The following is a 23,303-nucleotide window of genomic DNA, read 5'->3' on the forward strand; positions in this document are numbered from 1 at the left end:
GCGTACCTTTGCGTTTACCTCAGCGTTCCTCTGCGTTAAAAAATAAATATACCGTTTTTTAACGCAAAGGGGCACAAAGGGAAGCGCTAAGTTACGCAAAGGTTTTTAGAGGTTTCCGTTAATTTTGGCATTGAAACCGTAGACTTGACGACTACCAACTAAAGGAACTAAAGTGACTTCTTTTTCATCACCTGGTTCAAAGCGAACTGCAGTCCCGGCGGGAATATCGAGACGCATTCCTTTGGCTTGTTCTCTGTCAAAATTCAAAGCGGCGTTGACTTCAAAAAAGTGAAAATGGGAACCGATTTGAATTGGGCGATCGCCTGTATTTGCTACGATTAATTTGGTAGTTGGACGACCGAAATTTAATTCAATTTCTCCCTCTGGTGTGATGATTTCTCCGGGAATCATACTTTGCTCCTTTGCTCCTTTGTGCGACAATTAACGAATTGGCTCATGCACTGTTACCAACTTTGTCCCATCAGGAAAAGTTGCTTCCACTTGCACATCATGAATCATTTCCGGGACACCTTCCATCACATCATTCCGCGTTAACAAGGTAGTACCATAACTCATTAATTCTGCTACAGTTTGTCCATCTCTCGCACCTTCTAAAATAGCAGCAGAAATATAAGCCACCGCTTCGGGATAATTCAATTTCAACCCTCTTGCTTTACGTCTTTCTGCTAACAAAGCAGCCGTAAAAATCAATAATTTATCCTTCTCTTGCGGCGTCAATTGCATTTCTTCCTCCTCTGTGTTTTCTGGGGTTCAAACCTGCCAAACTCTAGGTATACAAAAACTTCGATGCAAAAAAGACACTCGTAGCATCTGCCACACAGCCGTAAACCAGTTTCTCACCTCAGATGTAGAATCACCGCGATATCGACATAAAAATCCATGTTCTAACTGCGTGACACCAGCTTCACCTGTACCCAGCCACAAATTACGCGCTTTGGCGACAATTTCGGCGGAAACAGCATTACCAACCCAAACGAGACTACCCACGATGGGCTTTCCCAATAAGCCGTGGGGACTGTGAAACACTTCTTCGCTACCCGGTAACCATTGACGGTCAATCCACAAAGGAACACCTTGCTGGTAAATTTCGGTGTGCGATCGCCATTCTCCCTCTAAAAATTTCTCCCCTCTAGCGCTACGACCAAATCGCGTAATCTCCCAGCCGACAAAACTACCTCCGGGTGCTAATTCTACCCGTAAATCTTGGCGATAACTAGCACCGTTAAAGAAAATTGTTTCTTGGGGAAACCACTCTAAACAAGCACCAGCATCAACTTGGATTTGGATATTTTGCCTAGCTTGTAAGCCGTTACTGCGGTAGATTTTACTAGCAGCGGCTGTAGTGATTAATGCTTGGGTATTTGGTTGGAGGTGGATATTTGAGGAAAGGCGATCGCCTCCCACGACGCCCCCCGCAGTATGTAAAATTACGCTATGACAAACTTTGTCGCCCTCTGGATAAAATGGGCGTTGCACTTTCAAGGGTGCTTGCTGGTGGTTGTAAATTAGCTGGGTCGAATTTTGGCGATGGGCGTAGACTAAGTTAAGTTTGCCATGCCAAGCATGAGAAACTTCTTTTGCTAGAGTTTCACTCATAATTTTGTATTTGGTATCGCATCTCGGTGCGATACCTATTATATCTTGATTATATCTTGATGATAATTGCAGTGAAAATTGGGAGGCGGCAAGCATAATTGTATAAGTAAAATGGGATTAATATACAAGGAGAAAAGTCAATGTCTAACGCTTTACGTGAAGCTGTAGAAAGAAAATTTGATTTTGATTGTCCTGGTTTGACTTTTGAAGAGAAAAAGTTATTACAATTCTGCTCTTTATATAATCAGAAAATTGAAGTATTGGTTAAAGATTTTGTCAAGCATCCCAATGGTTCTAATGTTCAAAAAAAAGACTATTTAATATCTCCAAAAAAATTTCTTGGTTGGGAGAAAAAACAAAAATTTTATTATGATAGAACAACTGGACACATAATTTATTGGGTTATTCGTCTTAAAAACTTCAAAAAAAACCAAGAAACGTTAGATTATATCTCTTCTAAAGATAGATGGAAGATGTTGTTAGAAGCTGAAAAAATACTACTGGAGATTTAACTTGTATTTTACCTGTAATTTGTAGGGGTTTAGCAATGCTAAACCCTATTGTTGGGTGGAAATCTTGCCCACCCTGGTTATACTAAAATTGCATTAGCTTAGTATTTTTACATCTTTATCTGAGATTTAATTCACCACATCCCCAAGGTGTACACTGGTACGATAAACCATATAAATAAAGCCGTTTTCATTGTGAAATTGCTGATATAAATCCTGCAAACTAGAAAGAAGTTGTTCGTATGCTAAACCTTCACTTGGTAGATAAGAAACACTTTTTGCACGTCCAATAAGTCCAGCTAAATCTAATTCTTGTCGATAAATAAAACTATGTTCGCGGATATTAATAAAATGAGGCGTTGCTAACAGCGGTTCCACTAACTGCATCCGCGATTCTGCTGGGTGATTGTTGGATGCTTCACGTACCAAACGGCTATATTCGGAGGTGAAAACATCATCTTTATCGCGGTTATTCCACACCACCGCCAACCGTCCTGTGGGTTTCAAAATCCGGCGGAACTCCGATAAAGCTGGTTCTGGGTTAAACCAATGAAAGGCTTGAAAACAAGTTACTAAATCAACAGATTTATCTACTAATTGGATAAATTCTGCCGTTCCATCACGAAACTCTACCAAGGGATGAGATGCAGCAGATTCTCTCATCACCGCGTTTGGTTCGATAGCGATTACATTAACTCCGCGTTCAGCTAATATTCGTGAAGAAATTCCTGTACCAGCACCAATATCTGCGGCGACAATTCGCGAATTTGTATTTAATCCTTCGAGGATAATATCAATTGCTGAGGTTGGATAGCTGGGGCGATATTTTACATAATCGCCTGCTCTGTCGGAAAATCGATTTAGGGGGTTCAGGGTGTGTAGGGGGGTTGTGTTTGTGTATTTTTCGCTCATGGGTTTTGGGTTGTGAAAACGAACCGTTCCAGGCGCAGATGGTGTCCAGAGAATAAAAGAGTGTTTAGAGGTGATGTAATTTAGGAAAGCGATATGATAGAAATTAAAATGGCTGAAACGTAATCACTGTGCCGTGCCCCTACTGGCTTCTATATGTATCAGAGTTTTGGTGAAATGGTATTATTCCCTTCTTCCTATAGCCCCTAGGGCGTGTTTTCAAAGTCTTATACAATACCACTAAAACGCTGACACATGTAGATTTCGCGTAGGGGCACGGCATTGTCGTGCCCCTACAGCTGGTATCATATCGTGTGGATTTAGGGGTATCTAAAAATTTATCCGGCTAAACAAATAGTTTGAAATCGCGGGACTAGTCCCTATTCCCTAATCCCTAGCTATATTTTCTCGATTGAAACGCCTGGAGGATGACACACAAAAAAACAGCCGCCTCCCGGAGGAAGCAGCTGTTTTCACAAATAGGGGGTTAAATAACCTTAGTAATCAAAGTCACCACCACCGCCACCACCACCTGCAGGAGCAGCATCTTTAGGCTCTGGCTTGTCAACTATGATACATTCGGTTGTCAACACCATGCCCGCGATGGAAGCCGCATTTTGCAGCGCAGAACGGGTTACTTTTGCGGGATCAACAATACCAGCTTCAAACAAATCGACGAATTCGTTGGTCGCAGCATTGTAGCCAATGTTGAAATCCTTCTCTTTGACGCGTTCAGCGATGACAGCACCATTCTGACCAGCGTTTTCCGCAATTCTCTTGAGAGGAGCAGGTAAGGCGCGAACCACAATCAAAGCACCAATCAATTCTTCATCCTTGAGGGTGCTGGTAGCCCAAGCTTCCAACTGAGGAGCGAGGTGAGCCAAAGTTGTACCACCACCAGGAACGATACCTTCTTCTACAGCCGCCTTGGTAGCGTTGATGGCGTCTTCTAGGCGCAGCTTCTTGTCCTTCATTTCGGTTTCAGTGGCTGCTCCCACTTTGACTACAGCGACACCACCAGCTAATTTAGCCAGGCGTTCTTGTAGTTTTTCTTTGTCGTAGGAAGATTCGGTTTCGTCAATTTGACGACGAATTTGCTCAACACGCGCCCTAACAGCAACGTCGTTACCATCAGCCACAATGGTGGTGTTGTCTTTGGTGATGGTGACGCGGCGAGCTTTACCCAGGCTATCGAGCTTGGTGTTATCCAGCTTCAGACCAGCATCTTCGGTGATTAATTGACCACCGGTGAGGATGGCAATATCTTCTAGCATAGCTTTGCGGCGATCGCCAAATCCAGGAGCCTTCACAGCTGCCACATTCAGCACACCACGTAGGCGGTTAACTACCAGGGTTGCTAAAGCTTCTTTTTCCAAATCTTCGGCGATAATCACCAAAGGACGACCAGCACGCGCTACTTGCTCAAGTACGGGTACGAGGTCTTGTACTAGGGCAATTTTCTTGTCGGTGAGCAACAGGTAAGGCTCATCGAAAACGGCTTCCATCCGCTCGGTGTCGGTAGCAAAGTAGGGAGAGATATAGCCTTTGTCAAAGCGCATCCCTTCGGTGATTTCTAGTTCGGTGGTGACGGACTTTCCTTCTTCCAAGGAAATTACGCCTTCTTTACCTACTTTGTCCATTGCTTGAGCAATCATCTGACCGACTTCTTCGTCGTTACCAGCAGAAATTGCGCCTACTTGAGCAATGGCTTTGGAATCTTCTACGGGACGAGCATGTTCAGCAATTTTCTCTACCAAGAAACCAGCTGCTTTGTCAATACCGCGCTTGAGCAAAATTGCATTTGCACCAGCCGCAACGTTCCGCAAGCCTTCTTTGACGATCGCGTGAGCCAAAACGGTGGCGGTGGTTGTACCATCACCTGCGGCGTCGTTGGTCTTAGAAGCGGCTTGGCGAATCAGAGCCACGCCTGTGTTTTCAATGTGGTCTTCTAATTCGATTTCTTTGGCGATGGTAACGCCATCATTGACGATTTGTGGTGCGCCAAATTTCTTCTCTAGTACCACGTTACGGCCTTTGGGACCTAGGGTAACAGCTACAGCCTCAGCTAAGATGTCAATACCTCGCTCTAGAGCGCGACGGGCGTTTTCGTTGTAGATAATACGTTTTGCCATAGTCTTATTTGTCCAGTGTCAATTGTTATTTGTCAGTTGTCAGTTGTCATCAGCCAATGACTTATGACTATTACGCAACTACTGCTAAAATGTCTTTTTCAGAAAGCAGGACGTATTCTTCGGTGCCGAGCTTAACGTCTGTACCCGCGTACTTGGAGTACAACACCTTGTCTCCCACTTTGATTTCCAATTCTTGACGGCTACCGTCGTCGTTACGCTTACCAGGTCCTAGGGCAACTACTTCCCCTACCTGGGGCTTTTCTTTGGCGGTGTCGGGCAAATACAGACCACCTGCGGTCTTTTCTTCAGAGGCGCTCACTTTCACAAAAACGCGATCGCCTAGAGGTTTAACTGTTGAAACGCTTAGAGATACAGCTGCCATACGAATTTTCTCCCGATTTAGCACTCTCGACTCCTGAGTGCTAATTTAGCGAAAGGCAGCATCTCATGGCAAGAATTCCTAGTGTACGGGTTCCCGAACTCAGCGATCACGTCTTTACTTAGGTACAAATGCCTAATTGTTCAGAGCTTACTGGTTCTGTTCTCCATCTGACGAATATTTTTATATGGTCAAACGATTTTGGATTTGGGATTTGGGATTTTGGATTGACCCCGACCACAAGGGTACCTTGCTCAAGGATTTTGGATTTGGGATTTTGGATTTGTTCCGCCCACAAGGGGCCTGCAAGGAACCGAAACAATCTAAAATCTAAAATCTAAAATCTAAAATTGGCTTGGTCAGGGACTGGGGGCTGGGGACTAGGTGACAAGCAAGGGTACAGCTTTAACCCAATCCGCAATCCCAATCTTTGCCAACTTTATTTGCAAAGCGAGGAAATTGTTATAGAACTGTAATCAGGGAGCCGCTCGATGAGTAACAATACAGTGATCCAGTCCAGCAGTCAAATCCCCGTAACTACTAAATATCTAGGCAATCAACTCTTAAGTCATTGTGTAGAAACTTTAGGACGTGCAAAAACTCAGCTACACATTTTTCATTGTGCTGACCAGACAATTGTTCATTGCGGCTCAAAACAAGTTAGTCTGGAATTCTGGGAATACTTAAAAAAGCGGCTCCAGAAGCTCAAACTCGACAAGTCGCATAACAGTTATCCCGTTTGCATGTTTAGAACTAAAGCCAATTGCTTGCGAGTTTGTAGTTCTAGACGGATAATGGTTGTTTACCCGGATGGTGTCTGGTATCGCCAAGCAAGCCCAGGAGTTATTGAGCGGATCATCCAAGAACACTTGATAGGCATAATGGTGGTTGAAGAATTTGCATTTTTAACCCATCTAATGTCTTAAACTTCTCTGGTCGCTTGTCAACATCTGATAGAGGCTTAACATCCGAAGGATATAGTAGAGCAGTAAACGCTCTGAAGCGGGGGTTGGTTTTGAGCTGGGGTCATCTTGAGCCAATACTTAACTTGTGAACCGGAAAGATTATTATTTAATCAGCGTTTTTTCACCCGCCAGTTTCAAAGCGATATATAATAACGCATTATAAATACTACTGTTCTACGTATCCTTACTGGACTTTTGCCAATTAGCTAGCAGTCTCCCAAAAGTGATTACCACTTCTGAGAGTTCCGAGAAGCAATGGCAAGTTAAGTGGGAAAGGAACGACAACATCTCAAATAATCCACCATAGAGGATAACTATACAAGACCTTGATGGACCGAAGCGCGACAAGTGCCACTGCTATGAAAGAGCCCAGCATGAAAGATCACAAACGACTTCTACTGATTGATGATGACCCTAACCTCATCTTGCTGGTGAAGGATTACTTGGAATTCCGGGGATATGAAGTCATCACCGCTGAAAATGGACGAGAAGCTCTGGAAATTTTAGAACAGGATGTTCCAGATATGATCATCTGCGACGTGATGATGCCCGAAATGGACGGATATACTTTTGTGGAACAAGTCCGGCAAAACGAACGTACTAGTTGGATTCCCGTTCTTTTCCTATCAGCTAAGGGACAAAGTGCAGACCGAGTTAAGGGTCTAAATAAAGGTGCTGACGTATATATGGTCAAACCTTTTGAGCCAGAAGAACTGGTAGCGCAAGTAGAATCTTCGCTGAAGCAAACTATCCGTTGGAAAGAACACCAAGCAAAAGGAGGGGAAAACGGTTCCCGTATCCAGGTTCCTTTCGATGTCCAGTTAACCCCAACCGAACTGAAAGTTGTACAGTTTGTAGCCAGGGGTTTAGCTAACCGGGAAATCGCTGAAGAATTAAATGTCAGCCAGCGTACCGTTGAAAGCCATGTGTCCAATATGTTGGGCAAAACCAATCTCCACAACCGCACTGAACTAGCGCGGTGGGCGATTGAAAATCAAATGGCTTAAATACAGTTAAGAGTTAAGAGTTATGAGTTGTTTAACTCCTAACTCCTAACTTCTAACTTCTAACTTCTAACAACATCTACCAGCCATCTTCTTCGGGGGTTGATTGGTGCGAAATTTCAACATCCAGTTCATCCAGGTAGATTAAGGCGCTTTCAATCTGGGAGACTGTTCCTCGTAGTTCCAGAACAAAGCAGCTATCTGCTATCACGTTGGCGTCCATCTGAGCAGCAGCAATGTTTACTGTGACGCCGTAGTGAGAAACTAATCGCGAAATGATTGGTTCTTGGTGCAACTCTTTGGGGATGCAAACCTGGATCAGTGTTTTAGTGGGTCGGTTATCTCCACCATTGGTAGTAGATGTCACCTGTTTACTGGGAATTGCCATTGTAGCTTCCTGTTCAACTTCTGGGATAGGGCTTTTACGTTGCACAATTTCTTTCCACAATACCGTCACTAATAGAACAAAAACAAGCGGGACAGCATCTGCAAATGCTGTCTCTGTCTTGAAAACAGGGACTGGGGGCTAGGGACTAGGGGCTAGGGAAGGAGATTTTCATGTTTGGTTGTGGGATTTTCCCATGAGTAGCTTGGCTGTGGGCGATCGCCTATGGCTGTCTAAGTCGAAAATATAAGACAGGATAGGGGACAGGGGTATAGGTATTTTCCCGTCCGTGATTAACTGTCTTGTAATACTTAGTGGTCAGCTTTTAGTTTGATGAATCATTTTGGCAGACAACAATTACATTCAAACGAGTTCAATCGTTGAATAATCCCCATAGGTTATTAGGCAAAGCTAGGAGCTACAAAATTTATCAATATCACTACCTCCAGACTTTGCTGCTTACTCATGGAATGGAACCAAACTGATATCATCCCGAAATCAACCAATCAGCAATAGATGATGATAAATTCTGTTTTCAGAGTAGTTTTTCCTTGAATACCAGTATCATTATTTCAATTTACCTCGCATAAATGATATCATAGGCAGTGTCAAAAATTCAACTCTTTAACTGTCATTTTCTTTTGAGTTTTGTCCTGATGTTTGAGGCAGGAAACCCAACAATGATAAGGCATTTGTTGGATAATGATGTCCTCAAAAATACTTAATTTTTTTGATAATTACAGTAACATTGGTACTTAGAAGTTTCCTTCTTTACCTGACTAAAAAAATATTCAGCAACGAACTTTTATATTTTGATGCGTGTAGTTGATTAACTCAGTACCTTTGAGTCATTTGAATTGACCAGAGGTAGAACCTCTAAAATAGCATTCCCAGGCTGGAGCCTGGGAACGAGAAAATAGCATTCCCAGGCTGGAGCCTGGGAACGAGAAATTAACGATAAATTAGATGAAACTGGTGCTAAAACTCAGCGTTTTGAGGTGTACGTGGGAACGGTATCACATCCCGAATATTTCCCATCCCCGTGATAAATTGCACGAGTCGCTCAAAACCTAAGCCAAACCCAGCGTGGGGAACGGTACCATAACGACGCAAATCCAGATACCACCACAAATCTTCTGGTTTCATTCCTTGCGCCAGTACGCGGCGTTCTAGGACTTCTAGGCGTTCTTCGCGCTGGGAACCGCCAACAATTTCGCCAATTTTGGGGGCAAGAATATCCATTGCGCGGACGGTCTTTTCATCGTCATTTAAGCGCATATAAAAGGCTTTGATTTGCGCTGGGTAATCTGTGAGAATTACTGGCTTTTTGAACACTTGTTCAGCTAGGTAGCGTTCGTGTTCCGATTGTAGATCTAAGCCCCAACTTACCGGATATTCAAACTGGAAATCGGCTTTTTCTAAAAGTTTGATGGCTTCGGTATAAGTTAGACGCTCAAATTGATTATTAATAATATTCTCGGCGGTAGCTAATACGGTATTATCAATACGCTGATTGAAAAATTCCATGTCTTCTGGGCAAGTTTCTAAGACATATTTGAAAATGTGTTGGAGAAACGCCTCAGCTAAATCCATATCGCCTTCCAGGTCGCAAAAAGCCATTTCTGGCTCAACCATCCAAAATTCTGCTAAGTGGCGAGAAGTATTAGAGTTTTCGGCGCGGAAGGTAGGGCCAAAGGTGTAGACGTTAGTAAACGCCATCGCCATGACTTCCGCTTCCAACTGACCGCTAACTGTTAAATATGTAGGTTTAGCAAAAAAATCTTGACTGTAATCTACTGCGTGATTTTGCGTCAGGGGAATATTTTGGAAATTTAAGCTACTGACGCTAAATAGTTCCCCCGCGCCTTCGCAGTCGCTAGCGGTGATAATGGGTGTGTGTACCCACAAAAAGCCTCTTTGTTGGAAAAATTGGTGAATCGCTGTGGAACAGGCGTTGCGGACGCGGAAAACTGCACCAAAGGAATTAGTGCGCGATCGCAAATGTCCAATAGTTCGCAAAAATTCAAAAGAATGGCGTTTCTTTTGCAGTGGGTAAGTGTCGGGATCAGCTTCCCCGTAGACTTTCAGCGAGTCGGCTTTTAATTCAATCCGCTGTCCTTTACCTAAAGAAGCCACCAGTACCCCTGTGACTTCCACGGAAGCACCAGTGTTGATTTGTTTCAATAACGCTTCGTAGTCTGGTAAATCCTGATTAATGACGACTTGCAAATTAGCTAATGATGAGCCGTCATTAAGTTCAATAAAAGCAAACCCTTTGGACTCACGTTTTGTCCGTACCCAGCCTTGAACCAGGAGGGACTCATCAGGTTGACCACTTCGTAATATTTCTGCAATCCGTCGATTTACCATAATTTACCCAGCACAGGACTTTAATATCCAGCCTATGATAACGCCCATTCCACCAAAGCGGACGGCTTGCCAAAAAGGTCTCTTGAAGCTAGTCCAAGAAAATAACTGGCTTTCTAAATTAAGTTCTAGCAGTTCCAACTGCTGTTTAATTTGTCTTAACTCAGCTTTGATTTCTGGCGGTTGATACTTATTTTGTTGTAGTTGCTGGCGGCGCTGTTGCCATTCTGCCTTTTTTTGGCGATCGCTTTGCACTTGGGCGTAACGTTCTTTTAAGGCTATGAGCGATTGTTCTACCTGTTCGAGTTCTTGTTCAAAATCTGGTTGTTGATTTTCTTCAGGTGGCTGGGGTTGTTTAGGCGGCTTCATGCACAAGTTGTAAACTAGTATGGAACGGCAGTCATTTGGACTCAGAACTCAGCACTAATAATCAATCATGACACAATCTAGCCAGCTACCTAAAACCAGCCAACTGAATGAATTTAGCACCTTGGAACTAGCCCAAGCCCTGATGCAAAGGCTCAGTATTTCTCCTGATGATTGGCATCGTCTCAAGTCTAACCGCAATTCCCGCGCTAGTGAACAAGCAGCAGCCGCTCTTGTGTTTTTGCTGAAAGATCAGCCGCAAGAAGCTCTGGCTCGATTAGAACAGGCCAGTGGTTGGTTAGATCGCTCGATCTCTGCACCTAGCTGTCCCAGTCACGGTGATAAAGGACTGAGACATGTATCGGATGTGTGAAATGTAGCAGATATATGTTATGTATGAGATGTAGCAGATATATGTATGAGATGTAGCAGATATGTGCTATGTGTGAGATGTAGGAGATGTGTGTGATGTGGCAGATATATGTGATAAATTCCACATGGTTTTCATCCCTCATCTCTCTTCAACGTCGCAGAGATAGGCGGGGGCGGTTTTCCAGCTGTTTACAAAGCCTTAATTCTGTGCCTTTGCGATTCCACTGTACTTGATCAAAAATTTGATGGAGAAGACACAGCCCTCGACCGCTTTCTGCTTCATCTGGTGGTAGATAGTCGATAGGATCGATATCATCGGATTCAGATGACGGAGTAAAGCCGCTTCCTTGGTCTGAGATTACCCACCAATATTGATTGTCTATTAACGAAAACCGCACTACAACTGTTTTACTAGGATCAAGATTATTGCCATGCTTTGCTGCGTTTACTAAGGCTTCTTGAAGTCCTAGCCGCAGTTCTGCCTGCAATTTAGCGGGAATCTCTGCCAATAATAAATCTAAAATTGGACAAAGATATAGAGTTGAGGCGAAACTAATCGTACCCCAATAGCGTCCAACAGGACGGAGCGAAATGGTAATCACAAGAGAAACCCCATAGCCTTCAGTTAGCTAGACATCAGTTTGCTGTCACAGGCACCCTGATAAAAATTGAGGTGGTCATGCTGCCTTCAAACTTGCGTCTTTAAAACTAAATTTTTAAAATGCTGGGGAGCATGGACTCAGTTTATGAAAGGGGATTGGTTATATATAAAACGGCCATAAAAGATAGGTCAGGTGTATAGCAACTTCCTCAAAAGATGCTAGAAACTGGCAAGAGTATGGTTATACTCTGTTATTTGCCGATTTGTAATTTAAACAACCCCATTCACACTTTTAAGAGCCTATGCAACATCAAATTCTTTAAACAAAATCAATTACATTATTTAGCTTAATTCAATTTTAGCATTTTTACTATGCACTAGACTACAAATTGAAAATTTGTGGATTTGTAAAGGATTGCAGTTCCCTTGTCTCAATGTGATAGCACAAGAAATGCAGCTGCTTCCACATGAGCAGTTTGGGGAAAAAAATCTGCAGGTTGTACCCTTTTAATGGTATATAGCCCACCTTGACAAAGTAATTTCAGGTCACGAGCGAGGGTGGCTACTTTACAGCTGACGTAAACAATCCGAGATGGTTTCAATTGCCGTAAAGTTTCGATGACAACAGGATCACACCCCTTGCGCGGCGGATCAAGTAATACCACTTCTGGGATGATTCCTAAATTTGGCAGGATTTTTTCTACCGCCCCAACTTGGAATGTAACGTTATGAATTCCATTGCGTTCGGCATTCAAAATTGCTTGTTCGACTGCGGCTGGTTGTACTTCCAAACCCATAGCTTGACGGACTTGTTTGGCTAGGGGTAAAGTTAAAGTCCCAATACCACAATAAGCATCAACTAACATCTCATACCCTTGAAGATTCAGTTCCGACTGAATCACCTCTAATAGTGCCTCTGCTGTTTCAGTATAAACCTGAAAAAATGTATCTGGGCGGACTTGAAATTCCAATCCAGCAAATTTTTCTCGCAGGTAGGGCACACCAGCAATACAACTGGTTTGTGATCCAAAGATAGCATTTGTGCGATCGCTATTGCGATTTAACGACACTCCCACCAACTGGGGATAGCGTTTTAACCATTCCTGGGCTTGGGTTTCAACTCCCGCTAAATTCCAGTCCTTGACGACCAAAGTCAGTAATATTTCGCCAGTGCGGCGTCCAATGCGTAACCCAAGATGACGAACTTGTCCTTGGTGACGATGTTCGTCATAAATTTGCCAACCCCGCGTTTGGATATCTTGCTTAACTTCAGCTAGCATGGGATTTAATCTTGAATCTTGAACTGGACATTGATTCAAGTTGATTAATTGGTGGCTAGCTTTTTGGTAGTAACCAGCTTGTACTTGTCCGGTTGTTGATTTTCCTAAAGGATAGGTAGCTTTATTGCGATAGTCACTAGATGAAGCAGCTACCAGCACAGGATCTACTGGTGCTTGAACAAAAGAGCCAATACGTTCCAAAGCTTGGATAACTTGATTACGCTTTGCGGCTACTTGGAACTCATAGTTAATATGTTGCCACTGACAACCACCACATTTATCAGCCACAATGCAACTCGGTCGGATGCGATGGGGCGATGGTTGCAATATTTCTTTAAGTTTCCCGTGGGCATAATTAGGCTTAACATGTGCTAAACGGACAACAGCGCGATCGCCTGGTACAGCATCTGGGACAAAAACTACGCGATCGTCCCCGCAACGTCCCACGCCATCACCCATGTCACTCAAATCCGTAATCGTCACTTCAATTAAATCACCCTGTTGCCAAAGAAGTTTAGTCATTAGTCAAAAGTTAAGAGTCAAGATGCAAGAGGGAATAGGCAATGGTAATTAATTATTCTCCCCAATCCCCAATTCCCAAACATTGACGATAGGGTCTAGTCCCCACTAAGAGCGTAGCAGAGTGGGTATAGGGAGTGGGCTACGACGATTACATCTTTGAGTAAATCTTTCCATCGAAAGACAGCCAGAAGATGTATGATAAAACTTTAAACAAAATATAGTCTAGCATAGTCAGATATAGTCTAAAAGACAGTCCTAATGAAATTATCTGATTATGCTAAAACCTTGGGGATTTCGTACCTTACCGCTTGGCGACATGACAAAGCAGGTAAAATACCATATCCAACAGAGCAACTTCCCACGGGTACGGTAATTGTTGATTACGACCCGAAAAAGATATCAGGGCAAAGCGCAAAACCGAAAAAATTGTAGAAGCCTTAAATTCTCCAACAGATTGATTAAGTTTTCTAGTCAAGCATATCTTACTGGATCTTGAATGATATACTAATTTCATTGCCAAAGTTGATCAATACTTTGACTACGCTCAGTATAAATATGCGTCAAGTAGAAAAGCACATAATCAAAGAAGGACATGACTGGTTTGATTATTGTAGTGACATTACCACTATTTCCCGGCAGCTTTACAACACTGCTCAATTCACTCAGCGTCAAGGTTTTTTCTACGGATGGGGAACTCAATCACAAGCTAGCTTAGACACTTTATTTAAACAAAACGAGAACTACAAAGCAATAAGCGCAAAAGTAGCTCAACTCGTATTAAAACAGAATGCAGATGCGTGGATTGCTTACTACAAAGCATTAGTGGCTTATAAACTTGAACCAACTAAGTTCACTGGTAGACCAAAACCACCTAATTATGTTGATGACAAAAACGTAGTTAAATTCAATAATCAAGCAATTGGTAAAAGAGAATTTAATAAAGGTTTCATTATCCCATCAATGTCGCCAATCAGGATTCCAGTAAAGCCTGGACTAAAGTTTGAGGACTTGTGTGAGGTACGAATTATCCCAAAAACTGGATGCTTCGTTATCGAAATAGTCTATGAAATTACCGAGTTGTCAGAGTTTTTTTGTAGTTTGAATCCTGAACTGAATGCGGCGATAGATATTGGTTTAGATAATCTAGCGACGATTGTTTTCAATGATCTAGCAATACAACCAATTATTGTAAATGGTAAACCATTGAAATCAGCCAACCAGTTTTATAACAAGCAGATTGCCAAGTTTCGAGGTTTTCTACCCAATAGGAAAGCTCGGTCAAGGCGAATTGCAAACATCGTTCGTAATCGCCATCAATTTGTTTCTTCATATTTACATCAAGCCACAAAAATGATTGTGGATGAACTTCTATCTCTTGGTGTAACTCACGTCTCAATCGGGAAAAACGAACAATGGAAAACACGTCTTAATTTAGGTAAACGTACAAACCAAAATTTTACTCAGATACCACACGCAATATTTATCGAAATGCTGACTTATAAATTAGTTAGAGTCGGTATTACCGTTAAGGTAGCAGAAGAATCTTACACAAGTAAGGCTTCAGCGATTGATTGGGACATCATCCCAACTTATCAACCTAACAACAAGATCAAGCATGTATTCTCAGGAAAACGTGTCAAACGTGCGTGGTATATCAGTAAAGATGGTTTGAAGATTCATGCCGACGTGAACGCAGGGTACAACATCGGCAGAAAAAGTAATCCTGAAGGATTTGACTGTCTCCAGTCTATTCTAAGGGATAGGGGGTGTCTGGTAGTACATCCAAGGCGGATAACTCCACTATTTAAGCGTGTCCATGCTGAAAGTAGAGTCGCTTAAAGCTAAATTGCATAAGTCTGACTATATTTGACTATGTGATTTGGAACTATTAACAGTAGCCAAATACAGTATGATTTAGATGGTCGCTGACCCTCCCGACCGTATTGAACAGACAGGCTAACTTCAAAGTAGAGTTACCAACGGCAGTTGCTCTATGTCGGGGAACCCGCCCACCGCACTGCCTCCTCTTGCCGCAGATAAATCGGCAGTTCGGGGAAAGAACATGACCACTGGTTCGCATGATTAAGTTCTGCGGTAAAAGTATAGACCAAGCCATGTTGTACGTAAAGTATACACCTGGGGGAGACGGGTGTCTGCCTGTGGACGCTGTGTAAGACCAAATTATGCTTGCATAAAGAGGCCACGGCGGTTGAGACGGGAAACTCCGCACGACGAATAAGACCGTCCCTGAGTTGAGTTGAAGTTGGCAAGCTCCAACCTCAGCGAAGCAGGTTGGGGTACTTCACACTAACAAGTAATATTATTTCGCGTGATTGCAATAATCATGACTGTAGTTAACCAAGTAATTCTCAAAGCCGACGACGAACTGCGTTACCCCAGCAGTGGTGAACTCAAGACTATCCAAGAGTTTTTGCAGACCGGTGTACAGCGGACACGGATTGCTTCTACCCTAGCGGAAAACGAAAAAAAGATAGTTCAGGAAGCAACTAAACAACTTTGGCAGAAACGTCCTGACTTTATCTCCCCCGGTGGTAATGCTTACGGAGAACGCCAGCGTTCTCTATGTATCCGGGACTTTGGCTGGTACTTGCGCCTAATTACCTATGGCGTACTTGCTGGTGACAAAGAACCAATTGAACAAATTGGTTTGATTGGCGTGCGGGAAATGTACAATTCCTTGGGTGTTCCCGTACCTGGAATGGTAGAAGCCATCAATTCTTTGAAAAAAGCCTCCCTTGAGTTACTCAGTGCCGAAGACGCCGCCCAAACAGCTCCATACTTTGATTACATAATTCAAGCAATGTCTTGATCCAAAGTGTGCGCTAGTTCCATTGGTGGTCTTTTGGTCTATCTAGAGAGAGTGCGAAATCTTAGCACTCATATACCCATAACATTTCTAATTTGATCATACCCTCCCCACACTTGGTTGTGGCTCTGGCACGCTCTGTGTCAAGTTAACAACCATCTGTGGGGAAATTTTATGGGTTTGTCATTTGTCATTTGTCATTTGTCATTTGTCATTTGTCAGTTGTCATTTGTCATTTGTCATTTGTCATTTGTCATTTGTCATTTGTTTTTGACCGTTGACTCTTGACCGTTGACTCTTGACCGTTGACTCTTGACTCTTGACCCTTGACCCTTGACCGTTGACCGTTGACCGTTGACCGTTGACCGTTGACCCTTGACCCTTGACCCTTGACTCTTGACCCTTGACCCTTGACCCTTGACCCTTGACCAGTGACCAAATACAAAAAGCCGACAGTTCTTTGTGAGAATCTGTCGGCAATTAGTGTGTTCCCTATTAATGACTCGGCTAGAGTTCAGTTGTAGTAATTATGCCCATTTAGAAAGTATGGCGAGACGATCTTAGTCATCTACACTTGTGATTGTCATCACTTGACTGTTACAGGCAAACTGTATCTACTTCACAAATTTCTCACTTGAGGCAGACCAATGCATACTATGACAATAATAACTGTACTCTAGACTACAAAATTTTTCTCTAATAAATACTAGACATCCTTAAGGAAAATGGATCTGAATTTTGTCAATCGAATAGCTGGGACAATCCTTTTGGTAGGATCTTTGGGTTGCGCTATACCAGCACAGAACGGAGTTTCCCATAGCAACAGCTTAACAACTGCACCCACTGCGATTTTCGTTAGTTATAACTCAAAAACAAAGAGACCGCCCACTAAATCTGCCACAATTTATGTTGAAGGGGAAAAAATCCCGATTACCGTGAAACTGTACAACAAGTTCAGTAATTTATTCACTACCTATTTTCCTGTGCAGGATTTTATTGTTGAAGGGGGTAGTTCTAGTGAAGGAACCGGAGTGAGATTTATTGCCAATTTTGGCGGAAGCAAAAATGAAAATGCCTATGTCCATGTTGCTTTCTTGAAAAATCTCAAAACCCTAGAACAGGTAAGAGTTTTTGTGAATGCTAAGAAGGGATTAATTGCATCTAATGGGTGGCGGGTTGTGAGTCGGACGCAAAATGTTTCCTATCGGTGGGCGAAAGAAAAGATTGTTTTTAGTAAGGGTAAAGATATAGTGGGTAATGTGTATATTGGTCAACAAAATGGTAAGGCTTTTTATGTGATTAGCCAATTCCCAGGAGAATATGGTGACGGCTTTTCACCAAGAGCAGATTTGATTTTACAGAATCTGGAGGTTAGTCGTGGGGACTAGTGACTGGGGAAGAGTAGTATTTGTAGGTAAGGCTATGCCCACCCTACTAGCATCCTAAAATAGTTTTAACGGCATTCACTAACCGAGCAACTAACTCCAGTGATACGTTGATTGTAGAAATTGTGTGAAGTAATGATGCTGTTGCTCCTGCAATGGTCTCAAAGCTAGATCCTGCCACCAGCATTGTTACCACAGCACTTGCCACAGAAGCAATGACAGTAGCACCGACACCAGAAAAAACTAAAATTCCGCCAATTGCAGAAATTATAATAGGCCATTGTATTGGATCAGGATTATGACAAGCTGGAATTTGCCCAAACAATACTTGAAAAATATGCATATAATTAAAATGTTTAAATTATTTAACAATTTCTATACTATATAAATGTTTTTTACCTCGGTATAGTAAAAATACTGGAATGAGTAATGATGGCAGCAGAACAAAAGCACAGCACCTATTTATTGGCAGCAGAAACCCAATTACGCCAGCTTTCTCCTGAACAGTTGCAAATCGCAGTTGCTTTTCTGACTTACCTACAAAAAACAGATGAACAAGATGTAACTGAAAAATTATTGAGTATTCCTGGTTTTGCTGCATCTTTCCATGAAACCGAAAACAGCAAAGACAAATTATGGGATAATACCTCAAATCAGATTGCTACAGATAACGAAGTATGGCAGGCTTACTTAATTTCTGAGCAAAAAAGGGAAGAGGTATATCGCCGCCTTGCAGACTCCTAAATTTCTTTCTAATGCCCAAGTTATCAAGATTCACCACCGCCAGATTCAAAAATTTGGTGGCACTTTTGGTATTAGAGACGAAGGCTTACTAGATTCCGCACTAGCGCAACCTCAAGCTACTTTTGGCGGTGAACTCTTGCATCCAACAATTTATGAACAAGCAGCTGCTTATCTGTACCATCTAGCGATGAACCATCCGTTTATCGATGGTAATAAGCGTACTGCTTTCGCCGTGATGGATACCTTCATCACCTTGAATGGCTACAGTTTAGATTTATCAGACGAACAAACTTATAACTTGGTGATTCAAGTAGTTCAACGGGAAATGTCCAAAGAACAATTATCTGCATTCCTAAAACTGCATCTTATGAGCAAGTAAATCGGTAGAATAATGCTCTGTCCCCTTGGTGCATTATTTCCATGACAGCCACGTCTCCTACTCCCTTTTCCCCTCAAGAAATTGCCGCAGAAGGTATCAAGCCAGAAGAATATGCAGAAATTGTCCGACGCTTAGGGCGTCATCCCAACAAAGCTGAACTGGGTATGTTTGGGGTAATGTGGTCAGAGCATTGCTGTTATAAAAATTCCCGCCCTTTACTCAAACAGTTTCCCACGACCGGACCGAGGATTCTGGTAGGTCCTGGTGAAAATGCTGGTGTTGTCGATTTAGGCGATGGACTACAACTAGCTTTTAAAATTGAATCCCATAACCACCCCTCAGCTGTCGAACCTTTTCAAGGCGCGGCAACGGGAGTGGGTGGGATTTTGCGAGATATATTTACAATGGGTGCCCGTCCCATTGCTTTATTAAATTCCCTGCGGTTTGGTTCCTTGGATGATGCTAAAACCCAAAGGTTATTTCAAGGTGTGGTAGCGGGAATTTCACATTATGCTAACTGCGTTGGGGTACCCACCGTGGGCGGTGAAGTTTACTTTAACGCCGCTTATTCTGGGAATCCTTTGGTGAATGTGATGGCCTTGGGATTGATGGAAACGCCAGAAATCGTTAAATCTGGGGCTGCTGGTATAGGAAACCCGGTTTTATATGTCGGTTCCACCACCGGACGCGATGGTATGGGAGGCGCAAGTTTTGCCAGTGCTGAATTAAGCGATCAGTCTATAGATAATCGTCCCGCTGTGCAAGTGGGCGACCCATTTTTGGAAAAGTCGTTAATTGAAGCTTGTTTAGAAGCGTTTAAAACTGGTGCTGTTGTCGCAGCCCAAGATATGGGGGCTGCTGGGATCACCTGTTCAACTTCGGAAATGGCTGCTAAAGGTGGTGTCGGTATTGAACTAGATTTAGATAAGATTCCGGCGCGAGAATTTGGTATGGTTCCCTATGAATACCTGCTTTCAGAATCTCAAGAACGGATGCTGTTTGTCGCCCACAAGGGACGGGAACAAGAATTAATCGATATTTTTCACCGTTGGGGACTACATGCGGTAGTCGGTGGGACTGTGATTGCAGAACCGATTGTGCGGATTCTTTTTCAAGGTACAGTAGCTGCAGAAATTCCCGCCGATGCTTTGGCAGAAAATACGCCACTTTATCACCGAGAATTATTGACAGAACCGCCAGAATATGCAGTTAAAGCTTGGGAATGGAAGCCTGATTCCTTACCGGACTGCACAACTGCTGGGATCAAAATTCAAGGAAATTTGCACAGTTGGAATGATATTTTGTTAACTTTGCTGGATACACCCACCATTGCTTCTAAAAGCTGGGTATATCGCCAGTATGACCATCAGGTGCAGAATAATACGGTAATTTTACCAGGTGGGGCAGATGCGGCGGTGGTGCGGTTACGTCCTTTAGAACCCCCGTCAACCGTGAAAGGAGGCGGTAACAAAGGTGTGGCGGCGACGGTGGATTGTAATCCGCGCTATGTTTATCTTGACCCTTATGAGGGTGCTAAGGCTGTAGTGGCAGAAGCAGCACGCAATCTGAGTTGTGTGGGTGCCCAACCCCTGGCGGTGACGGATAATCTCAATTTTGGCAGTCCAGAAAAACCGATTGGTTACTGGCAATTAGCAGAGGCTTGTCGTGGTTTAGCTGAAGGGTGTCGGGAATTGGCTACACCTGTCACTGGGGGAAATGTTTCTCTTTATAACGAAACCCTAGATTCTCAAGGCAACCCCCAACCTATTTATCCTACCCCAGTTGTCGGGATGGTGGGGTTGATTTCTGACATCAGCAAAATTTGTGGTCAAGGTTGGCAGGCAGTCGGTGATTTAATTTATTTATTAGGATTGCCTGTGACATCCAAAATAACTTTGGGAGCATCAGAATATTTAGCTACTATCCACAATACGGTTGCAGGCATTCCCCCTAGGGTAGATTTTGACTTAGAACGTCGCGTACAGGCAGTTTGTCGTGCAGGAATTCGTGAGGGTTGGGTACGTTCAGCCCATGATTGTGCTGAAGGAGGGTTAGCTATTGCCATAGCAGAATCTTGCATTTCTGGCAACCTTGGCGCTCAAATTACATTAGAAATCCCAATAAATCAGTCAGTTCGCCTCGATGAAGTCTTATTTGCTGAAGGTGGTGGACGGATTTTAGTTTCTGTAGGATTAGAACAGCAAGGAATTTGGGAATCCTATTTACAGGAACACCTGGGGAAAGAATGGCAAAAGCTAGGCACGGTTGCTAATTCTGATTTGGGTTTAAGGGTTTTAACCACTGAAAACCAAGCATTAATCAACCTTAGCATCACAGATGTGAGCGATCGCTATTCCCAGGCGATCGCCAGACGTTTGACTATCCCAGCTACTACCCCTAGTTAGAAAAGTTAGGAACTTTTGATTATTAACGTCAATGAGCATAAATACGATAATGTTTTAATAGATGGTTAAAGATTTATTAAGACATCTGCCACTATCTATCGACATAATCCCAGTCAGGAACCTTACGCCTAAAGGCGGAGGCGAGTTCAAGCTTTAACCTGACTAGATTCAACCCCGGAAGGGGACAGCGAATAAAATCGCCCGTGGGTTTCCCCCATACATTCCCATTAATGAATGTAGGGGCTTCCACAGACCGGTTATCCCAGTGACTTGACACCCGCACCAGGAGCAAAGCTACCATGATTCCCATTCATCCCGTCACTTCGGATGATTATCCCCAGCAGAATCACAAGCCAGAAGAAGTTCACAGTCATGAAAATCATCCCGACAAGCAAGAAGAAGCTTGTGGTGTTTTTGGTATCTACGCACCAGGAGAAGACGTTGCTAAACTGACCTATTTTGGATTGTATGCCCTCCAGCACCGGGGTCAAGAATCAGCTGGGATTGCCACATTTGCAGGTACACAGGTACACCTGCACAAAGATATGGGCTTGGTGTCTCAAGTCTTTAATGAATCTATTTTAACCGAGTTGCCGGGAAACCTAGCTATTGGTCACACCCGCTATTCCACCACTGGTTCTAGCCGCAAAGTTAATGCCCAGCCGGCTGTTGTCGAAACTGACTTAGGTACAGTAGCCATAGCACATAATGGCAATTTAGTCAATACTGTGCAGCTGCGGGAAGAGTTGCTGAAGAACAAATGCAACTTAGTGACGACAACAGACTCAGAAATGATTGCTTTTGCGATCGCCGAAGAAGTCAACGCCACTGCAGATTGGCTAGATGGTTGTATGCGGGCGTTTCACCGCTGTCAAGGCGCTTTTAGTTTAGTTATTGGCACTCCCATTGGTATTATGGGTGTGCGTGACCCTCATGGGATTCGTCCCCTAGTCATTGGCACTTTGGCTGGTAATCCTGAGCGTTACGTTTTGGCTTCAGAAACTTGTGGTTTAGATATCATTGGTGCTGAGTACCTGCGAGAGGTGGAACCAGGAGAATTAGTTTGGATTACTGAAGCCGGTTTGACTTCCATCCACTGGAATCAACAGCCCCAGCGCAAGCTATGTATTTTTGAGATGATTTATTTTGCTCGTCCTGATAGCATCATGCACAACGAAAGTTTGTATAGTTATCGGATGCGTTTAGGGCGGCGAATTGCAGCAGAATCTGCTGTTGATGCGGATATAGTTTTTGGTGTTCCTGATTCGGGAATACCCGCAGCCATTGGCTATTCCCAAGCTTCTGGTATTCCCTACGCTGAAGGACTGATTAAAAATCGCTATGTTGGGCGCACCTTTATTCAGCCAACCCAAACCATGCGCGAGTCTGGTATCCGCATGAAACTTAACCCCCTCAAAGATGTGCTAAAGGGTAAGCGCGTCATCATTGTAGATGATTCCATTGTCCGGGGAACCACCAGCCGCAAACTCGTGAAAACTTTACGTGACGCCGGTGCTGTGGAAGTCCACATGCGAATTTCCTCTCCCCCTGTGACTCACCCCTGCTTCTATGGTATCGACACGGACACCCAAGACCAGCTAATTGCTGCTACCAAGTCAGTAGCAGAAATTTCCCAGCAACTGGAAGTAGATTCCCTGGCCTATCTCAGTTGGGAAGGAATGCTAGAAGCCACACGGGAAGATACTAATAGTTTCTGTTCCGCTTGCTTTACCGGCGATTATCCTGTTCCGATTCCTGATCAGGTGAAGCGTTCTAAGTTGATCTTAGAAAAAGCAGTGGTGTAGGGATTGGGGATTGGGGATTGGGGATTGGGGATTGGGGATTGGGGATTGGGGATTGGGGAGGCGATCGCCTTTTTTGTGTGACACTCCTACACCAATTGCAAGCAATGTGGTGTAGGCTTCCGAGTCCTATTAAGGATATCAGGAACTTCTTTCCCTGCGGGACGCTACGCGAACGTGGTACTCCATTTTTCCCACCACAGCATTTTATAGTGAGGTACGTGCCCTGCCCCACTCTTGGTCTTAAAAAATTCCAAGTTCAAACTAGTTTCCTTGAAAATTTTACTTACAGGAGGCAGCAACGCATACACGGTTGCATTTCCCTATAAAACCCCATATTTTCAGTTTTCTTG

General features: G+C 43.4%; 24 protein-coding genes. 12 read left to right on the forward strand and 12 right to left on the reverse strand.

Annotated features, from left to right (window positions below; genetic code table 11):
- Positions 1–105 precede the first annotated feature (105 nt).
- The 3 genes from HEQ19_24085 to HEQ19_24095 are packed head-to-tail and all read right to left on the reverse strand — an operon-like array spanning position 106 to position 1,617.
- Positions 106–411 (reverse strand): urease subunit beta, encoded by a 306-nt coding sequence (locus HEQ19_24085; protein WYM02110.1) that lies wholly within the window; start codon positions 409–411, stop codon positions 106–108.
- A 30-nt stretch (positions 412–441) separates the two neighbouring features.
- Positions 442–744: an urease subunit gamma gene (gene ureA / locus HEQ19_24090; protein ID WYM02111.1), complete on the reverse strand. Its 303-nt coding sequence runs from the start codon at positions 742–744 to the stop codon at positions 442–444.
- Positions 745–771: 27 nt separating this feature from the next.
- Positions 772–1,617, reverse strand: a complete 846-nt coding sequence (locus HEQ19_24095) for an urease accessory protein UreD (GenBank protein ID WYM02112.1) — start codon at positions 1,615–1,617, stop codon at positions 772–774.
- A gap of 140 nt (positions 1,618–1,757) precedes the next feature.
- Between HEQ19_24095 and HEQ19_24100 the strand changes: the two genes are divergently transcribed.
- Positions 1,758–2,129 (forward strand): hypothetical protein, encoded by a 372-nt coding sequence (locus HEQ19_24100; protein WYM02113.1) that lies wholly within the window; start codon positions 1,758–1,760, stop codon positions 2,127–2,129.
- A gap of 126 nt (positions 2,130–2,255) precedes the next feature.
- On the opposite strand, the gene HEQ19_24105 is transcribed toward HEQ19_24100, so the two are convergent.
- The 3 genes from HEQ19_24105 to groES all read right to left on the reverse strand — a co-directional run bounded on the left by HEQ19_24105 (position 2,256) and on the right by groES (position 5,549).
- Complete coding sequence (locus HEQ19_24105) at positions 2,256–3,038, reverse strand: class I SAM-dependent methyltransferase (protein ID WYM02114.1); 783 nt, start codon at positions 3,036–3,038, stop codon at positions 2,256–2,258.
- Between the two features lie 494 nt (positions 3,039–3,532).
- Positions 3,533–5,167, reverse strand: a complete 1,635-nt coding sequence (gene groL / locus HEQ19_24110) for a chaperonin GroEL (GenBank protein WYM02115.1) — start codon at positions 5,165–5,167, stop codon at positions 3,533–3,535.
- A gap of 70 nt (positions 5,168–5,237) precedes the next feature.
- Complete coding sequence (gene groES / locus HEQ19_24115; protein ID WYM02116.1) at positions 5,238–5,549, reverse strand: co-chaperone GroES; 312 nt, start codon at positions 5,547–5,549, stop codon at positions 5,238–5,240.
- A 488-nt stretch (positions 5,550–6,037) separates the two neighbouring features.
- Here groES and HEQ19_24120 point away from each other — a divergent pair, with 488 nt between their 5' ends.
- Complete coding sequence (locus tag HEQ19_24120) at positions 6,038–6,472, forward strand: ferredoxin (protein ID WYM02117.1); 435 nt, start codon at positions 6,038–6,040, stop codon at positions 6,470–6,472.
- Positions 6,473–6,840: 368 nt separating this feature from the next.
- A complete protein-coding gene (locus HEQ19_24125) occupies positions 6,841–7,518 on the forward strand; it encodes a response regulator transcription factor (GenBank protein ID WYM03581.1) in 678 nt (225 codons plus the stop codon).
- A gap of 76 nt (positions 7,519–7,594) precedes the next feature.
- On the opposite strand, the gene HEQ19_24130 is transcribed toward HEQ19_24125, so the two are convergent.
- The 3 genes from HEQ19_24130 to HEQ19_24140 form a co-directional block, all read right to left on the reverse strand.
- The gene (locus tag HEQ19_24130; GenBank protein WYM03582.2) at positions 7,595–7,948 is read right to left on the reverse strand and encodes an NIL domain-containing protein; all 354 of its coding nucleotides are present in this window, start codon (positions 7,946–7,948) and stop codon (positions 7,595–7,597) included.
- Positions 7,949–8,878: 930 nt separating this feature from the next.
- Positions 8,879–10,270, reverse strand: coding sequence for an asparagine--tRNA ligase (gene asnS / locus HEQ19_24135; protein WYM02118.1), 1,392 nt, complete (start codon positions 10,268–10,270; stop codon positions 8,879–8,881).
- 3 nt (positions 10,271–10,273) lie between these two features.
- Positions 10,274–10,636, reverse strand: coding sequence for a hypothetical protein (locus HEQ19_24140; protein ID WYM02119.1), 363 nt, complete (start codon positions 10,634–10,636; stop codon positions 10,274–10,276).
- 67 nt (positions 10,637–10,703) lie between these two features.
- On the opposite strand from HEQ19_24140, the gene HEQ19_24145 reads away from it, so the two are divergent.
- Positions 10,704–11,006: a DUF6439 family protein gene (locus HEQ19_24145; protein WYM02120.1), complete on the forward strand. Its 303-nt coding sequence runs from the start codon at positions 10,704–10,706 to the stop codon at positions 11,004–11,006.
- 148 nt (positions 11,007–11,154) lie between these two features.
- Here the strand turns inward: HEQ19_24145 and HEQ19_24150 are convergent, their stop codons facing one another.
- Together HEQ19_24150 and rlmD are read right to left on the reverse strand one after the other, a co-directional pair.
- A complete protein-coding gene (locus HEQ19_24150) occupies positions 11,155–11,607 on the reverse strand; it encodes an anti-sigma regulatory factor (protein WYM02121.1) in 453 nt (150 codons plus the stop codon).
- Between the two features lie 430 nt (positions 11,608–12,037).
- Positions 12,038–13,408 carry a 23S rRNA (uracil(1939)-C(5))-methyltransferase RlmD gene (gene rlmD, locus HEQ19_24155; protein ID WYM02122.1) on the reverse strand — a complete coding sequence of 457 codons (1,371 nt, stop codon included), beginning with the start codon at positions 13,406–13,408 and terminating at the stop codon, positions 12,038–12,040.
- Positions 13,409–13,666: 258 nt separating this feature from the next.
- On the opposite strand from rlmD, the gene HEQ19_24160 reads away from it, so the two are divergent.
- The 4 genes from HEQ19_24160 to HEQ19_24180 all read left to right on the forward strand — a co-directional run bounded on the left by HEQ19_24160 (position 13,667) and on the right by HEQ19_24180 (position 17,623).
- Positions 13,667–13,840 (forward strand): hypothetical protein, encoded by a 174-nt coding sequence (locus HEQ19_24160; protein WYM02123.1) that lies wholly within the window; start codon positions 13,667–13,669, stop codon positions 13,838–13,840.
- A gap of 123 nt (positions 13,841–13,963) precedes the next feature.
- Positions 13,964–15,247, forward strand: coding sequence for a transposase (locus HEQ19_24165; protein ID WYM02124.1), 1,284 nt, complete (start codon positions 13,964–13,966; stop codon positions 15,245–15,247).
- A 505-nt stretch (positions 15,248–15,752) separates the two neighbouring features.
- The gene (apcD, locus tag HEQ19_24170; GenBank protein WYM02125.1) at positions 15,753–16,238 is read left to right on the forward strand and encodes an allophycocyanin subunit alpha-B; all 486 of its coding nucleotides are present in this window, start codon (positions 15,753–15,755) and stop codon (positions 16,236–16,238) included.
- Positions 16,239–16,960: 722 nt separating this feature from the next.
- A complete protein-coding gene (locus tag HEQ19_24180) occupies positions 16,961–17,623 on the forward strand; it encodes a hypothetical protein (GenBank protein ID WYM02126.1) in 663 nt (220 codons plus the stop codon).
- Positions 17,624–17,669: 46 nt separating this feature from the next.
- Here HEQ19_24180 and HEQ19_24185 read toward each other — a convergent pair whose 3' ends face one another.
- Positions 17,670–17,963: a hypothetical protein gene (locus HEQ19_24185; GenBank protein ID WYM02127.1), complete on the reverse strand. Its 294-nt coding sequence runs from the start codon at positions 17,961–17,963 to the stop codon at positions 17,670–17,672.
- A gap of 86 nt (positions 17,964–18,049) precedes the next feature.
- On the opposite strand from HEQ19_24185, the gene HEQ19_24190 reads away from it, so the two are divergent.
- From HEQ19_24190 to purF, 4 genes are all read left to right on the forward strand, one after another.
- Positions 18,050–18,364 (forward strand): hypothetical protein, encoded by a 315-nt coding sequence (locus HEQ19_24190; GenBank protein WYM02128.1) that lies wholly within the window; start codon positions 18,050–18,052, stop codon positions 18,362–18,364.
- Positions 18,351–18,743 (forward strand): type II toxin-antitoxin system death-on-curing family toxin, encoded by a 393-nt coding sequence (locus HEQ19_24195; GenBank protein WYM02129.1) that lies wholly within the window; start codon positions 18,351–18,353, stop codon positions 18,741–18,743. The genes HEQ19_24190 and HEQ19_24195 overlap by 14 nt, the downstream gene beginning before the upstream one ends.
- A 41-nt stretch (positions 18,744–18,784) precedes the next feature.
- Positions 18,785–21,148: a phosphoribosylformylglycinamidine synthase subunit PurL gene (gene purL / locus HEQ19_24200; protein WYM02130.1), complete on the forward strand. Its 2,364-nt coding sequence runs from the start codon at positions 18,785–18,787 to the stop codon at positions 21,146–21,148.
- A gap of 299 nt (positions 21,149–21,447) precedes the next feature.
- Positions 21,448–22,953 (forward strand): amidophosphoribosyltransferase, encoded by a 1,506-nt coding sequence (gene purF / locus HEQ19_24205; GenBank protein WYM02131.1) that lies wholly within the window; start codon positions 21,448–21,450, stop codon positions 22,951–22,953.
- Positions 22,954–23,303: the final 350 nt, after the last annotated feature.

Source organism: Gloeotrichia echinulata CP02 (assembly GCA_038087035.1).
Classification (GTDB): domain Bacteria; phylum Cyanobacteriota; class Cyanobacteriia; order Cyanobacteriales; family Nostocaceae; genus Gloeotrichia; species Gloeotrichia echinulata.

What these genes read in the sequence shown, in the direction of transcription:
- HEQ19_24085 (WYM02110.1), bottom strand. Translation starts at nt 411, where the DNA reads ATGATTCCCGGAGAAATCATCACACCAGAGGGAGAAATTGAATTAAAT.
- ureA (WYM02111.1), bottom strand. Translation starts at nt 744, where the DNA reads ATGCAATTGACGCCGCAAGAGAAGGATAAATTATTGATTTTTACGGCT.
- HEQ19_24095 (WYM02112.1), bottom strand. Translation starts at nt 1,617, where the DNA reads ATGAGTGAAACTCTAGCAAAAGAAGTTTCTCATGCTTGGCATGGCAAA.
- HEQ19_24100 (WYM02113.1), top strand. Translation starts at nt 1,758, where the DNA reads ATGTCTAACGCTTTACGTGAAGCTGTAGAAAGAAAATTTGATTTTGAT.
- HEQ19_24105 (WYM02114.1), bottom strand. Translation starts at nt 3,038, where the DNA reads ATGAGCGAAAAATACACAAACACAACCCCCCTACACACCCTGAACCCC.
- groL (WYM02115.1), bottom strand. Translation starts at nt 5,167, where the DNA reads ATGGCAAAACGTATTATCTACAACGAAAACGCCCGTCGCGCTCTAGAG.
- groES (WYM02116.1), bottom strand. Translation starts at nt 5,549, where the DNA reads ATGGCAGCTGTATCTCTAAGCGTTTCAACAGTTAAACCTCTAGGCGAT.
- HEQ19_24120 (WYM02117.1), top strand. Translation starts at nt 6,038, where the DNA reads ATGAGTAACAATACAGTGATCCAGTCCAGCAGTCAAATCCCCGTAACT.
- HEQ19_24125 (WYM03581.1), top strand. Translation starts at nt 6,841, where the DNA reads ATGGACCGAAGCGCGACAAGTGCCACTGCTATGAAAGAGCCCAGCATG.
- asnS (WYM02118.1), bottom strand. Translation starts at nt 10,270, where the DNA reads ATGGTAAATCGACGGATTGCAGAAATATTACGAAGTGGTCAACCTGAT.
- HEQ19_24140 (WYM02119.1), bottom strand. Translation starts at nt 10,636, where the DNA reads ATGAAGCCGCCTAAACAACCCCAGCCACCTGAAGAAAATCAACAACCA.
- HEQ19_24145 (WYM02120.1), top strand. Translation starts at nt 10,704, where the DNA reads ATGACACAATCTAGCCAGCTACCTAAAACCAGCCAACTGAATGAATTT.
- rlmD (WYM02122.1), bottom strand. Translation starts at nt 13,408, where the DNA reads ATGACTAAACTTCTTTGGCAACAGGGTGATTTAATTGAAGTGACGATT.
- HEQ19_24160 (WYM02123.1), top strand. Translation starts at nt 13,667, where the DNA reads ATGAAATTATCTGATTATGCTAAAACCTTGGGGATTTCGTACCTTACC.
- HEQ19_24165 (WYM02124.1), top strand. Translation starts at nt 13,964, where the DNA reads ATGCGTCAAGTAGAAAAGCACATAATCAAAGAAGGACATGACTGGTTT.
- apcD (WYM02125.1), top strand. Translation starts at nt 15,753, where the DNA reads ATGACTGTAGTTAACCAAGTAATTCTCAAAGCCGACGACGAACTGCGT.
- HEQ19_24180 (WYM02126.1), top strand. Translation starts at nt 16,961, where the DNA reads ATGGATCTGAATTTTGTCAATCGAATAGCTGGGACAATCCTTTTGGTA.
- HEQ19_24185 (WYM02127.1), bottom strand. Translation starts at nt 17,963, where the DNA reads ATGCATATTTTTCAAGTATTGTTTGGGCAAATTCCAGCTTGTCATAAT.
- HEQ19_24190 (WYM02128.1), top strand. Translation starts at nt 18,050, where the DNA reads ATGATGGCAGCAGAACAAAAGCACAGCACCTATTTATTGGCAGCAGAA.
- purL (WYM02130.1), top strand. Translation starts at nt 18,785, where the DNA reads ATGACAGCCACGTCTCCTACTCCCTTTTCCCCTCAAGAAATTGCCGCA.
- purF (WYM02131.1), top strand. Translation starts at nt 21,448, where the DNA reads ATGATTCCCATTCATCCCGTCACTTCGGATGATTATCCCCAGCAGAAT.